Source organism: Ruminococcus sp. B05 (genome assembly GCF_003628495.1).
Taxonomy (GTDB): domain Bacteria; phylum Bacillota; class Clostridia; order Lachnospirales; family Lachnospiraceae; genus Schaedlerella; species Schaedlerella hominis.
On the sequence record NZ_RBZR01000007.1, the window covers coordinates 99,958 to 114,216 of the forward strand.

At 39.6% G+C, this 14,259-nt stretch carries 17 protein-coding genes; 2 read left to right on the forward strand and 15 right to left on the reverse strand.

The window, feature by feature from the left end:
* Positions 1 to 7: 7 nt before the first annotated feature.
* From purE to pyrE, 6 genes are all read right to left on the reverse strand, one after another.
* Positions 8 to 508, reverse strand: a complete 501-nt coding sequence (purE, locus tag D8Q48_RS07330; protein ID WP_117991830.1) for a 5-(carboxyamino)imidazole ribonucleotide mutase — start codon at positions 506 to 508, stop codon at positions 8 to 10.
* Positions 509 to 588: 80 nt separating this feature from the next.
* Complete coding sequence (locus tag D8Q48_RS07335) at positions 589 to 2,673, reverse strand: aminopeptidase (protein ID WP_121056077.1); 2,085 nt, start codon at positions 2,671 to 2,673, stop codon at positions 589 to 591.
* Positions 2,674 to 3,036, reverse strand: coding sequence for a DUF6142 family protein (locus D8Q48_RS07340; protein ID WP_117991832.1), 363 nt, complete (start codon positions 3,034 to 3,036; stop codon positions 2,674 to 2,676). It abuts the gene before it with no gap.
* Complete coding sequence (locus D8Q48_RS07345) at positions 3,026 to 3,487, reverse strand: VanZ family protein (RefSeq protein WP_207723265.1); 462 nt, start codon at positions 3,485 to 3,487, stop codon at positions 3,026 to 3,028. Before D8Q48_RS07345 ends, D8Q48_RS07340 begins: the two co-directional genes overlap by 11 nt.
* An 85-nt stretch (positions 3,488 to 3,572) precedes the next feature.
* Positions 3,573 to 3,722, reverse strand: a complete 150-nt coding sequence (locus tag D8Q48_RS17140; protein WP_022076266.1) for a hypothetical protein — start codon at positions 3,720 to 3,722, stop codon at positions 3,573 to 3,575.
* A 66-nt stretch (positions 3,723 to 3,788) separates the two neighbouring features.
* The gene (gene pyrE, locus D8Q48_RS07350; protein WP_121056079.1) at positions 3,789 to 4,469 is read right to left on the reverse strand and encodes an orotate phosphoribosyltransferase; all 681 of its coding nucleotides are present in this window, start codon (positions 4,467 to 4,469) and stop codon (positions 3,789 to 3,791) included.
* Positions 4,470 to 4,817: 348 nt separating this feature from the next.
* Here pyrE and D8Q48_RS07355 point away from each other — a divergent pair, with 348 nt between their 5' ends.
* Entirely contained in the window at positions 4,818 to 5,984 is a 1,167-nt protein-coding gene (locus D8Q48_RS07355; RefSeq protein WP_121056081.1) for an MBL fold metallo-hydrolase, read from the forward strand.
* Between the two features lie 54 nt (positions 5,985 to 6,038).
* Here the strand turns inward: D8Q48_RS07355 and D8Q48_RS17145 are convergent, their stop codons facing one another.
* The 9 genes from D8Q48_RS17145 to D8Q48_RS07395 form a co-directional block, all read right to left on the reverse strand.
* A complete protein-coding gene (locus D8Q48_RS17145) occupies positions 6,039 to 6,203 on the reverse strand; it encodes a hypothetical protein (RefSeq protein ID WP_172696970.1) in 165 nt (54 codons plus the stop codon).
* A 411-nt stretch (positions 6,204 to 6,614) separates the two neighbouring features.
* The gene (locus D8Q48_RS07360; protein WP_117991837.1) at positions 6,615 to 7,640 is read right to left on the reverse strand and encodes a M42 family metallopeptidase; all 1,026 of its coding nucleotides are present in this window, start codon (positions 7,638 to 7,640) and stop codon (positions 6,615 to 6,617) included.
* A gap of 235 nt (positions 7,641 to 7,875) precedes the next feature.
* A complete protein-coding gene (locus D8Q48_RS07365; protein ID WP_117991838.1) occupies positions 7,876 to 9,285 on the reverse strand; it encodes a subtype B tannase in 1,410 nt (469 codons plus the stop codon).
* Positions 9,286 to 9,310: 25 nt separating this feature from the next.
* Positions 9,311 to 9,679, reverse strand: a complete 369-nt coding sequence (locus D8Q48_RS17525) for an MFS transporter (protein WP_243116250.1) — start codon at positions 9,677 to 9,679, stop codon at positions 9,311 to 9,313.
* A complete protein-coding gene (locus D8Q48_RS07375; protein WP_117991840.1) occupies positions 9,565 to 9,825 on the reverse strand; it encodes an AraC family ligand binding domain-containing protein in 261 nt (86 codons plus the stop codon). Before D8Q48_RS07375 ends, D8Q48_RS17525 begins: the two co-directional genes overlap by 115 nt.
* A gap of 19 nt (positions 9,826 to 9,844) precedes the next feature.
* Complete coding sequence (locus D8Q48_RS07380) at positions 9,845 to 10,216, reverse strand: hypothetical protein (RefSeq protein WP_172696971.1); 372 nt, start codon at positions 10,214 to 10,216, stop codon at positions 9,845 to 9,847.
* 15 nt (positions 10,217 to 10,231) lie between these two features.
* A complete protein-coding gene (locus tag D8Q48_RS07385; RefSeq protein ID WP_121056083.1) occupies positions 10,232 to 10,804 on the reverse strand; it encodes a UbiX family flavin prenyltransferase in 573 nt (190 codons plus the stop codon).
* Positions 10,804 to 11,565, reverse strand: coding sequence for a DUF554 domain-containing protein (locus D8Q48_RS07390; RefSeq protein WP_121056085.1), 762 nt, complete (start codon positions 11,563 to 11,565; stop codon positions 10,804 to 10,806). Before D8Q48_RS07390 ends, D8Q48_RS07385 begins: the two co-directional genes overlap by 1 nt.
* Positions 11,566 to 11,589: 24 nt before the next feature.
* Positions 11,590 to 13,068 (reverse strand): UbiD family decarboxylase, encoded by a 1,479-nt coding sequence (locus D8Q48_RS07395; RefSeq protein WP_117991843.1) that lies wholly within the window; start codon positions 13,066 to 13,068, stop codon positions 11,590 to 11,592.
* 200 nt (positions 13,069 to 13,268) lie between these two features.
* Between D8Q48_RS07395 and D8Q48_RS07400 the strand changes: the two genes are divergently transcribed.
* Entirely contained in the window at positions 13,269 to 14,171 is a 903-nt protein-coding gene (locus tag D8Q48_RS07400; RefSeq protein ID WP_172696972.1) for a LysR family transcriptional regulator, read from the forward strand.
* The last annotated feature ends 88 nt before the right edge of the window (positions 14,172 to 14,259 follow it).

Sequence of the window (14,259 nt, forward strand, 5' to 3'; positions counted from 1 at the left end):
CTCCTTTTTAATATGCTTCGTATCCAACTTCATCCAGTCTTGCTGCTTTTGCCTGTACTGCTTCTTTCATCTCTACTGTATATGCTTTTAATTTTTCAAGTAATTTTGCATCTGAAACCGCCAGAATCTTTGCTGCCATGATCGCAGCATTCATTCCACCATCAATTGCAACCGTCGCAACCGGTACTCCCGGTGGCATCTGCATAATAGAAAACACAGCATCCATTCCGTCAAGCTTGCTGCCTGAGAGAGGTACTCCGACAACCGGCATCGGGAATAATGCTGCGCACATTCCTGGTAGATGTGCTGCCATGCCTGCTCCTGCAATGATTACTTTCACGCCCCTGTCTTCTGCGCCTTTTGCCCACTCGAAAAATACATCTGGCTCTCTGTGTGCAGAGATGATCGTCATCTCATAATCAATTCCAAATTTCTCTAATGTTTTTGCAGCTTTGCTCATCACTTTAAGATCCGAGTCACTACCCATTACGATTCCTACTTTTGGCATGTTACATCCACCTTCCTTATTTAAAGTATTGTATCCATTTTGTACAATTTTTTGGTTTTCTTGGACAACTTCACTTGTTTTTATTGTCCGTTATACTCGTCCAAAGGTTTATTAAGCACTTCCGTTCCCGGTAATACAAACCTTCCGTCCTTCAATAGTATAATATTTTTCCCATCTTTTGTTAATACACTAATTTCTTCTAACTCTTCATAAGGTATGGTTATATCTGTATGACATTGATAATATGCTTTCTCTATATCTTCCTTTCTTAATATGGATACGGAATTGTCTCTCGCAACAATTTCTTTTCCATTTGGATTATATACTTTAATATCTTCACTCCAACTATAGCAGGTATCTCCCACTGCGAAATGAGGTCCTGTTTTCTCTGCAATCAAAATTGGCATCTTGTCCTCGATGTTATATTTTTTACCGGCTACATACGCTGTCGTATTCGTTCCGATTGCAAATTCACCGATTGGCAGTGTTGGATGATTGTGTAAAATATTATCGTAAATATATTTTTTATTCTCTTCTTCGTCTTCAAAATTACTGCAAGTATAAGATTCAATCATTCCATCTCTAAACTGTATCTCTAGATTACAGTACTGAAGACCTTCTAAAAATACTCTGCTTACATGCAAAGTTCCGTTTGTTCCTTCCAAAACCGGCGAAGTAAACACTTCTCCTACCGGAATGTTGACATCTGCAACACAATTTTCAAAAATAGTTTCTTTCTCAGAATCGTTTAATTTGTACAATTGTACTGTCAGGTCTGTCTTGTTCTCACCTTTTCCAAGAATACGCACAGCTTCTCCCTGATCCAGTGCATCGATCATTGTCTGCTGTACTTTCTCGTATAAGTTTGCATCCAATGTATTGATCTTGATCACTTCATCAAAAATTTCCTTGTACTGTTCTCCAATCTCAGGAATTGGATATGCAACAATTGTAAAGCTTCTTTCTTCGCCCTTAATATACTGATTTGTCAACTGACCCGACTTACTTGTATATAATAAAGTAAGCTCTCTTTGTGCCTCATCATATGTCAGGTTTTCCTGTTTACTATCCGGTGAAAATGGTTTTTCTCCAAATATCTCCATCACAGCCGGGCCACCCATCAAAGCTGCCTGATCCTTATTTTTCTCATAAGTGTTTTTCAATATATCAAGTTTTCTTTCAACATAACGCTTATCCATAAACAAAGCCTGATCTGAACGATGGTCATAATCATACTGTGGGTTTGCAATTGCGCCATAGTATCCAATCTTAAATTGCTCTTTTCTCGTGATAACACTAGAAGCTGCACGATATATTGCCGGCTCTAATCCCATTTTTCTAAAATTCTCTATTGCAATTTTAACTACACGTTCAAAACCAAGACAATAGCGAAGATCTACCACTGCCTTCTTAGATAAATCTTTTCCAGTATTTATAAAACCGATGCGATATCCTTCTGTGTAAACATCTGCCATCTTTTGAAGAACTTCATCTGAAAGAGTCGCCAAGTGTCTTGCTGTCCCAATCTCATTTTCCGTAATATATTCTCCAAAACGATAGAGATATCTCTCGTCATCAAGGTCTGCTTCCATAATCCATTCTGTTGCAATAGAAAGTTCCGGAATAAGCTGTTCCTCAATACGGTCAGCAAGAAATACATCACAATAATCACTTGCATACCAGTATATTATTTCTTTTACTGTTTTAAACTCCGGCACTTCCTCTTCAAAGCAAGTATATACTTCTATCAGAAGTTCGTTCAGTATTGTAAGATAATCTTTTCTGTTTTCAAATGCATATGCAATTCCACTTCTAAGCTCTGCATATAACATACTAAGCAACTGTCCGAATGTCTCTCCTAACTCCTGTACTGCAAAGGCCGGATTTGCATAACTTTTCTCATATTTTACAGGCAATACGTCCGAATACAAAAGTGTATTCAGTTCCTTCATCTCCTGCAATTCCAGATTATCCCATGAACCATCCGCAATCTTTATCCTCACTGCTTCTAATTCTAAAAGAAATGCTGCCATCTCCTGAAAATATGCCACATATGGCTTGGTAATGCCTTCTTCTATCATTATCTGATTTAAACGTTCTACAGAAAGTTCATGGCGTTCTGCACACATCTCATTTCTTTCTGTCTGCCACATCATCTCTGCCATCTATCGTATTCCTCCTACAAATATCACAATTAAAAAAATTAAGATTAAAATATTACATGCAATTCCAACTCTGCACGTAATATACTTACGATCTCTTTCTTTAAGCCCTTTCGAACCTGCCTGTATTCCAAAAATAGATAATCCGACTGCCAGAATTCCTATTCCGCCTACATAGCCTGCTGACTCACCATGCTTTAAATAAGCAAGTAGAATTGCTATGAAAATTACAATTACCGCCCCCAGTGCATATGCACAGGACCAAATCCCCATATGGGAATGTTTAATCTGCATTTGTCCATATTTTCCATAATTTTTCAATTCTTTTTCCATCTTACGTTTTTGTTGTTTTTTATTACTGCCCATCGTGCTTTCTCCTAATTCCATTACATATCACAAACAAAATATATCCCACCGCACATCCTACAGTATTCAAAAACAGATCATCCACATCGAAGCTGCCGACTTTTGTGAAAAGCTGGAATACTTCAACGCCCAGACTCAGCAGACATCCTGAACAAACTGTCTTAAAAAAGCCTCGAAATCTGCTTGCCACTGCAATAAAAAAACCATATGGAACAAATATCAACACATTTCCACATAAATTAGTAAATACTGCAAAAAAGCCTAATTCTTTTCGATACTCCCAAAATCGTTTTATCTCTTTAAATAATTGAAAATTATACTGGTATTCCTCTGCGATACCAGTCCTTCCATACCAATCTGAGAAAAGCAAAAAATATATCAGAAATAAAACATACAATATAAATAAAACTTTTCCTAAAGCACGGATTCTTGTTGCCTTTCTTTTTTTCAAAATACTGCACCCTTACTTTATTATTTTTCGGAAAAAAGCGGATTATACAATCCGCTTCTCTCCACTCACCCATATAAAATCTTACTTAGAATATAATTCGTTTTCTATCTTTGAGCAATCTTGCTCCATTCACGATTGCCACAACTCCTGTTGCAATCCCTGTTACCAATACAACAATACCAAGAGCAACACTTCCTGCTCCTGTTGTTGTCATAGTCTTATATATTCTTTCCATGAAATCCTCCAAAAAAGTTATCCACATATATCCTTGAATATCAGAAATATATCAACAAAACATTGATTATTTTACACCATATTGTTCATAATATGCGTCAATCGCTGCTTTTATTGTATCATCAATCACAACTCTTCCATTTACTTCTTTATTGTATAAGCACTCGACAACTTCAGCCATATCTACAATTGCTGCTGTCTCAAATCCGTATAAGTCTTTAATTTCATCTAATGCACATTTTTCTCCACCTTTTCCAACTTCCATACGGTTCAAAGACACGATCAGTCCAACGATTGTAACATCAGCTGCACCTTTTACCTTTGGTACAGTCTCTTCCATAGACTTACCTGATGTTGTAACATCTTCGATCATAATAACACGGTCTCCGTCTTTTAGCTTGCTTCCCAGAAAGCTTCCCTTATCTGCACCGTGATCCTTTTCCTCTTTACGGTCAGAACAATAACGAACTTCTTTTCCGTATAATTCACTGTAAGCGATTGCTGTTACTACTCCAAGCGGAATTCCTTTATAAGCTGGTCCGAATAATACGTCAAAATCATCTCCATATTTGTCATGGATTGCTTTTGCATAATACTCTCCAAGTCTCTTTAACTGTGAACCTGTCACATATGCTCCTGCATTCATGAAAAATGGTGATTTTCTTCCGCTTTTTAATGTGAAATCGCCAAATTTTAATACATCACTTTCTACCATAAAATCAATAAATTCGCTCTTATATGCTTCCATTTTTATTTTCCTCCTCGTTTTATACATACGTTATTATATTTTTTATTTCTATCAGAATCACTACGCATCCTCGCGGAGCGTTTATCTCAGTCGGAGATTGGACTCCCACTGAGACAAATTTACTATTACTCGCCACTTTAAAAGGTGGGAGTCTTCTCGACTAAGATAAAATTCTCTTCGATTTTATCATATTTTCAGGTCATTTTCAATCGTGAACGACTTGATTTTTCGAATCTGCATATGAAGCTAGACTCTCATTCTTACAATTCTTACTTATGGTTTACCCTTGCTACCTAATATGTTATACTGATGTAGTATTTAAGAATTCATTTTAGGAGGAAATCAATCATGAGTAATGTTACAATTTCAGATTCTATTAAATATATCGGAGTAGATGATACAACTCTTGACTTATTTGAAAGTCAGTACATCATCCCAAATGGCGTTTCTTATAATTCTTATATCATCCTTGATGATAAAATTGCAGTTATGGATACTGTCGATGCAAGAAAAACAACAGAATGGTTTGAAAATCTCGATAGAGAGCTTGCTGGACGCACACCTGATTATCTTGTAGTTTCTCATCTGGAGCCTGACCACTCTTCTAATATTCAGTTGTTTGCCGAAAAATATCCAGCAACTAAACTGGTTCTCAGTGCCAAAGCTAAAGCTATGCTTCCTCAGTTCTTTGACATTGCAGAGCTGGACAATCGCTGTGTTGTTGTAAAAGAAGGTGAGACATTAGAACTAGGTGCTCACAAATTACAGTTCTTTATGGCACCAATGGTTCACTGGCCTGAAGTTATGGTAGGATATGAAGCTACTGAGAAAGTTCTCTTCTCTGCTGATGCATTTGGTAAATTTGGTGCTCTTTCAGCTGATGAAGACTGGACATGTGAGGCAAGAAGATATTACTTTAATATCGTTGGAAAATACGGAGCACCTGTTCAGACTTTACTTAAAAAAGCTGCAACACTTGATATCGAGACAATCTGTCCATTGCATGGACCAATTCTTAAAGAAGATCTCGGTTACTATCTGGATAAATATAATACATGGAGCAGTTACAAAGCTGAAGATGACGGAGTACTTGTAGCATGTGCTTCTATCCATGGCAATACAAAAAAAGCTGCTGAAAAGATGATTGAGATTTTAAAAGCAAAGGGTGCTAAAAAAGTTGCTTTTACTGATTTAACAAGAGATGATATGTCTGAAGCAATTGAAGATGCATTCCGTTATGACAAGCTGATTCTTGCTGCTTCATCTTATGATGCAGGTGTTTTTCCTCCTATGGAAGACTTCTTAAATCGCCTGTCACACAAAACATATCAGAACCGTAAGGTCGGAATCATTGAGAATGGTTCTTGGGCTCCATCTGCTGCCAAAACAATGAAAGGTATTGTTGAGACATTTAAAAATGTAGCTATCTGCGAGCAGACTGTTACAATTAAATCTACTATGAAAGATGCTGATGTTGAAGCTATTGAGAAACTGGCCGAGGAAATTCTTGGTTAAGTTGCTATTTAGTTCACGACAGCCCCAAGCAAGAAAAAGACTATGCATTCCTGCTCAGCTTCGTCGGGCAAGCCCGACTCCAATTCGCTGGATTGCATAGTCTTTTTCTTGCTTTGTGGTGTATCGTGGTTTAAATAGATTGAGCGATGATGGATTTACTTTTCTGGGTTTCGATGCATCTACATCCCACATTTTTGATAACGTGAGGATGCTTCTCATTGAAATTCTGCATCCTCAACTTGCCCTTTCTATAACTTGCGGATGCACCTCATCAAAATTTTGCATCTTCAATTCCCCAAAATCCATTACCTCAGATATCTCCCCCATATCCTTTGAGTTCTATTTACTTCAAACTTGAGCCAATATATTACTTACAAAAATTTGATATAAGAAATTCGAGCGAATATGGAGTGAGCGTTGGAGACACATAAGAGCGTAAATTTTTGCGTTAATGAATTTAAACGAACGTGTTTGAAGCTGCGTAGCAGCAAGTTTGAGTTCAAATTCATTTGCTTTTAGCAAAAATTTACGCTCTTATGTGTCTCCCGCTCATAGAATCTGAGCAAGAATTCTTATATCAATTTTTTATAAGGAACGTATTGCCATTTAATGAACTAAATAGCACCCTCTTTATCTCGTCAAATATTTTTCAAGCAACTTATAGGAATTCATAACTCCATCCATATGAGAGCGCTCATAATTATGCGAAGCATATACCCCCGGTCCGATAAGACCATGACGGATATCATATCCTCCTGCTAGAGCAGCCTCTACATCAGAACCATAATGTGGATAGACATCGATTGCATAATCCAGACCTTCTTCTTTTGCAATTTCTGACAAAGTAGTAACCAGATCATAGTTATAGGGACCACGCGAATCTTTTGCACAGATTGATACCATACGCTCTGTACATTCAAGGTCTGCACCAACACATCCCATATCTACAGAAATCATCTCTTCTGTGTCAGCCGGAATAAAGCTTCCGCCATGTCCTACTTCTTCATATACTGTAAAAAGCAATGAAACCTTGCGGTTTAATTTCCACCCCTCTTCTTTTATTGCACGTGCAATTCCAAGAAGTATTGCTACGGAAAGCTTATCATCCAGGAAACGGCTTTTAATATAACCACTTTCTGTAATAACTGTACGTGGATCCATTGCAATAATATCCCCAACCTGGATTCCAAGAGCTTTCACCCCTGCTTTATCATTTACATTTTCATCCAGAAGAATTTCCATGTTTTCTTCTTTTCTTTCGATATTTTCATCTGCAACATGTGCTGATGGTTCTGTATTTAAAACAACACCTGTGTACATTTTTCCATCACGTGTAAATACCATACAGTTTTCACCGTCTGCTGTATTCCACTGATGACCTCCGAGTGTAGTTGGACGGAGACGACCGTTCTCCTTGATTGAACGAACCATTGCTCCAAGTGTATCTAAGTGTGCTGTCAAAACCAGAGGACTTCCTTCGCCTCCAAGTACTACATTTATATTTCCTTTATTAGAAAGTTCCGGCTCATACCCCATCTTCTGAAACTGTTCGTAAAGATACTCTGTTGCTTTTTTTGTAAATCCAGTCGGACTGGCAATTGCCGTAAGTGATTTTAGCTGCTCCCCAATATATGCTAAATTTTTCTCTAATGACATAATCTTTTCTCCATTTCTTAATTAGTAAAAGATGCTGGGGACATCCCCAAACCATAATTTCTTTAAAAAGTATAACACACAATTTCCCGAATGATAATCGCTTTCTAAAATAATCCCTAAATTTTCATAGCAGTTCAGCTTTTCTCTCGAACTACTACAAATTTTTAAAAAATAAACCTGAATTATTCGTGGTTATACCGTGAATAATTCAGGCTTATTTTTGTGTTCTTCTTCGCTATTCACAGATCTTATCAATCCATGCAAATAACTCTTCTAAATCATAATCTCCGGCATGTGGCATTCCCCACGGATAGTCCAGTTCTACATCTACTCCATGATTCTCAAGACTGGCTGTCAGCATTGCTGAGATTGAGAGTGACGTATCTCTGTCGACAGCTCCATGACGGATGCGGAAATGTTCCGCTTTTACCGCCTTATCATCCCCAATGTAATTCATCGGATTCATCATCTTAATCTGTAATTCATCTGCCAATTCCCCGTTAACTGTACTGTGTTTTTTACTGAAATCTGTGAAATGACGGTATTTCATATCTGATGTTCCGAACAATTCATTTTCCGGTGTCCCCATAGATACATTATCAAATGCTGGGGTCGCTTTCATACGTGTACGGAATCTGATATATTTATCGAAATCTACATCTGTCACCACATCATTCTCGATTGTCATCCAGTCCAGTTCTGAAAGATCTGTTCCTTTATCATACTCTTTCTGCACACATTTCTTCACATATGAAAGCACATATTCTTTAAAACTTCCATTTCCATTTCCATCCAATTCAAGTGCTTTCCCATCCGTATCTTTTAACCCCAGTCCATTTACATAAGCAGAAAACATCTTCTTTAACGCTTCTGCCATCTTCTGCTGTTCCTCTGTCATTGTTCCTTCATCTACAATAAATGTCGGATTGCTTTCACCTTCCTGTGGCGGAATCTCGATTTTCTTTGAGAACTCATTCAATCCACAGAATTCCCACTCATATGCCATATCTGCGTGATCCAGATTGGTAATCGGACAATAGCAGGATGCTGCGAAGATTGCATCACTTTCTTTTGCCGCCCCAAGCTTTTCCAGATAAGATTCATAGTCTGGATGATTTCCCGTACTTCCAAGAAGAGAAGACATTGCCCCTCCTGCACTGGTTCCATTGGAAATAATCTTGTCTACATCTCCCGGAATATTTTCTGCATTGTGGCGCAGGAAACGAATAGCAGCTTTCAGATCACATAGTGCTGCCGGTGCACATCCCAGATATTTTCCAGCTTCATCTTTCATCTCTCTTCCACGTGCCCCAGCAGAAACTACAACATATCCGTGAAGCAATGCAAAAAATGTAGCATTGACTTTTCCGTGTATATTTTTTCCGGGACGTTCCTGTGGTCCCGGCATATAACCGCCAATAGTATTCGGCAAAAAAATTGGCGCATTGCCGAGATTATATCCGCCGACTTCTTTTCCTTCATAAAATACTTCCGGCACGAAAATACTGAGTCTTTCCATCTTCTCGTCAACAGGATTTGACACGTAGGGAATATTCTCGTATGCCCGGTAAACAAGTGTCTGCCCTTCCATTGTAACTGTCTCAACTGTATATTTTTCTTTGTCGAACACTAATTCTTTACACATTATTCTTCTCTCCTACTTACTTAATTTACGCTTTATGTCTTTGTTCCAACTCTTTTTTAATCTGTCCTTCGTATTTATCAATATTTAAAAGAATACTGACTACTAGAAGTAATGCTGCAAGGATTACGCCAAACCATACATATGCAAATATAATTGCTGAATTTGCCGATGCTGTCTGTACCTTTGCAGTTTCTACATATCCGCCGGCTGCGATTATCCAGCTTGCGATAGCTGCTCCGAGTCCTAATCCAACTTTCTGTCCGAAACTTACGCAGCTGTTTACAAGACCTTCGGAACGTACGTTAAAATACTTTCTGAATTGGTGATAAATAATTTTCCCGGTGCTGCCCGATGAATTTTTCCATCGATGTAATGTAATGCATGTCCTTCGAATGTATACACGATTTCTATCTCCTGATGCCAATGCTCCAGAACATCTTTGATATCGCCTCTGTCATCCTGTATGGTCCACCCTGTGAAGTTCCGAATCTGGAACGGAAGGCTGTGTGTGTATTCTACAATTTCATAATTGTTAAACATACTACTCCTTTAGACAACATTACTTTCCCACGATTTCCACTGCAATTATCCGCATAGTTTCCACAATTTCCGCAATCTGTTCTTTCGTGATTTCGTCCATGTGAATGCCTCCGGTACACACCACGACAGCATTCTTTCCTGCAGATACTTTCTCCGCAAGATAACGGCATACTTCCTCGTCCTTATGTCCCGTCACATTCAGTACCGATGCCGTACTGCTCATTTTGCCACTTCTGTCAAGAGACTGTCTTGGAACTGCAAGGACTGTACAGCCTATATGCGGACGCTCCCCACCACTTAACAAAATGTGATAATCTTCACCAAGTCTGCTGATTTCTGCATAGATATTGGTAAATGTAAGTTCTTTTTTTATTTTCCAGGAATTATCCATGCTACGACACTCCTTTTATTTTTCTACACACCCATTCCATCTCCTAAAATCTTTTCCTTCTATTCCAAACCTGTCCAGAATTTTTCCAACAATATGTCGAGTACAGTCCTCAAGGCTCTGTGGATGGTTATAATAAGTCAACATCGGAGGCAGAATCTCTACTCCCATCTGGCTGAGTTCATACATGTTTCTGAGATGAATGGTATTCAATGGGCACTCTCTTGCAACCAGCACTAATTTTCTCCGCTCCTTCAGTGTGACATCTGCAGCGCGTAAAAGCAGATTATCCGTATAGCCAGAACAGATTCCTGCTACGGTCTTCATACTGCATGGAACCACTACCATCCCCTCTGTATGAAATGTGCCACTGGCAATACTTGCTCCAATATCTTTATTATCATGTATCACATCTGCAAGACCACAGATTTCCTCCAAAGACATTTCTGACTCCTGCGCCGCAGTAATTTCTCCGCCTCTGGTGCATACCAGATGTGTTTCTATATCTTCTACGCAGCGAAGCTGACGAAGCAGCTCCACTGCCAGAGGAATCCCGCTTCCTCCACTGATTCCTACAACAAGTCTTCTCATCAGTGCACCAGTCCTGCAAGCGCATTTACCGCCGGTGTTACATAATCATTCCAGAAAACAGCAATCGGGAAGATCAGAACCATGGCCGGAATCATATCCGCTACCGGAAACATCTTGATCTTACACATACGGAATCCGGTTGCCAACATGATGAATCCACCACAAGCTTTAAAATCGTTGATGATATAGCTATTTGTTCCCAGCTCCAATCCGTTATAAATCGGAGCTCCCAGCAAAAACAGAATCAAAAAAATAATAAACTGTGGAACCGCTACTGCCGCCGTCACCATACTCAGGGTGCACGCGAACACTACAGCGGTGAAAAGATCCAGGATTGCTTTTGCCATCAGTACACTATGATCACCGGACATTCCTGCAATAATGGATCCATAGATACCAGTTCCGCTGGCACAAAACAGAGTAATACATGTTACTAACGTCGCTTCAAATTCCTTCTGTGGCACATCCGAAGAAGTTTTTACACATTTGCTCATAACCTTCTGCATAGCCAGACCACCTTTGTTAATCAGCTGCCCAAAATGAACTGCCAGACCAAGTCCGGTTCCCAGAATGATGGCAAACACCACTGCTGGCATATGTTCCATCAAAATGATCGTGCTGACTCCCATACACATGGAACAGCAACCCAGAATCAAATTCATATTATCTACAAAATCTTTTTTTAGTGCCTTACCCACAACAGCACCTACAATACCACCGATAATCACGGCAACAGCATCAATAATCACACCTACCGGCATTTCTCTCTTCCTCCTCTTTCGTCATTAAAAATCAAGTTCCTTTGCCCATTTTTCTTTATCAATCTCAAGGAACTGACTTCTGACAAAATTTTCTTTCTGATCAAATGGAACAGTACAATCAAAGATTGCTTTGCAGGCAATTCCATGAACCCTGATAGACGGATCCAGCGCATTATCATTGGACGGATCCAGCACATGACAATGGCAGCCTGGAATCGGGATCATATCTACGTCTGCCTGGAATCTTGTAGTCATCGCCCACATCACATCGCTCATATCAAAGATATCCACATCTTCATCCACCAGAAATACATGCTTTAACTCTGAAAATGCAGAGAATGCCAACATGGCAGCATTTCTTTGACGTCCCTCATCATTTTTTGAACTTTTCTTAAACTGAAGAATTGCCACAAATTTCCCACCACCACATGGTGCAGCATGTACATTCAGCAGTCGTCCCGGCATAGCACGCTCTACCATCGATATAATGGAAGCTTCTGTAGGAATTCCGGCCATGGATACATGTTCATGGGACGGTCCGATACAAGACTGCATGATTGGATTCTTTCTATGTGTCACTGCAGTGATCTTGATGACCGGAAGTGATGGTTTTGCCTCCCCTGTGTATCCTGGAAATTCCGGCATTGCCTTCCCTGTATTAGAATTAATATCTTCACGAATTGTCTTATCATGGCAGAGATATCCTTCCAGGACATATTCTGCATTTGCAATACATTTTTCCGGAATGGTTACACAATTAGCCAGTTCTACCGGTTCTCCACGCAATGCACCCGCAATCTGCAGTTCATTATATCCCAGCGGAGTAGTTGGTGCCTCAAATCCGGCACACATATATACAGCAGGATCCAGACCGATAGAGATAGAAATCGGCATATCTTTTTCTAAGGCACAGTATTTTTCAAAAAATGCACCCAGATGCCGAGAACCCGGAGTAATCCACATACCCAGTTCATCTTTTGATTCGATACACAACCGATGAATAGTTACGTCACTTGTTCCATTTTCCGGATCGGTTCCCATACACAGCCCCATTGTAATATATGGACCGGCATCTTCCGGTGTATTAGTCGGTGCCGGAACGAGGGTACGAAGATCAAAGTCCGGATCTGTTGCATAATGAATCACTTCCTGACAGTCAATATGCTTTCCCTCCGGAATCATTATCGGCGGGATTGTTTCTTTCAGTTTTTCACCCATATATTTCCCTAGAAACTCTTGATCTGTATCAAGCAATAATCCCACTCTTTTTCGGCTGGAGAGCATACCGATGGATACTCTCGCATCTGGAAATCCTTTTACCTTATTAAATAACATAGCCGGTCCTTCCTTTGTTGGACGTGCAACAGTTCCACCGGCTCCTATGTGCCTGTATACTCCAGAAACCTCCGCATTTGGATCAACTTCTGTATCTGATGTCAGCATCTGTCCCGGAATTGTTTCCAGAAATTCAATTGCTGAACGAAGATCATGTACTTTTGTCATTTTTCCTTTACTCCTTCCTTATTCCTATAAAAATTTTATTTTCTGTATTTGTTTTTCTCAGTAACACGTTGTTCTATCGAATATTCCCAAGAATCCTGTGCTCTCAGCAGATTACAGTTTATCATCTGCTTCTCTTGACAGACAATTCGATTTTTACTAGAATTAAGTCGATTTTGGAATTAATGAAAGGAATCCTCAGCATGGATATTACGAATTTAAAAGAATTTCTGACGTTGGCAGAAACACAGAACTTCTGGGAAGCTTCCGAGCTTTTGTTTATGAACGAGTCTACCCTCAGCAAACATATAAGAAAACTGGAATCAGAACTAGGTGTCTCCCTCTTTCATCGAAGCACCAGAAAAGTTTCTCTGACACCATATGGAGAGTGTCTGCTCCCATATGCCCGTACAATTCTGAAAAATGAGCAGCTTTTTCAGGAAGAACTGGATAAGAAAATCCAGACTGAGTCACAGACACTTCTTCTTGGCGTGATTCCTTCCATGGTACAGTACCGTATCACCGATATGCTTGTAGATTTTCGAAAAAAACATCCACAGAAAATCATTCAGATTCTAGAAGGTGATACAAACGACCTGTCTGAAGCATTACTCCATCAGAAGTGTTCCCTTGCTTTCCTTCGAGACAGCTCCTTTCATCCGATTGATCCAGAACTTTTTGAAAAAATCCCCTATACCAGAGATCAGCTCTGTATCCTGCTGCCATCCGGTCATCCAAAGGCTTCTCAAAAAAGTATCCGCCTGGAAGAACTAGCCTCTGATGATTTTGTTGTGTTAAATCATGGCACTTTACTGCACCAGCTGTTCACATCTCTTTGTCACGCTTCTGGCTTTGAGCCACGCATCGCAATCGAGTGTAAACGTCTGGATTCCATCTTTGACCTTGTAGCACAGAATATGGGCGTTTCCTTGCTGACAGACCGACATTTTTATACATCATTTTCCTCAGATTTGCAAAGCGGTCTCACCTTAGTACCACTCTCCCCGGAAATATATAGCCGTACCTATCTTTGCTATCTGAAACATGCACAGCTGAATCCTACTGCCCTGGAAATGATCAAGTATTTTCAGGAGATTATTTCCTGAATTGTTAATTGTATTGCCTAGAACAAAATATATGCCCCGGCACATTCTGACGCCTGCGACATCTTCATTGTACGTCGTAGTGTGCATC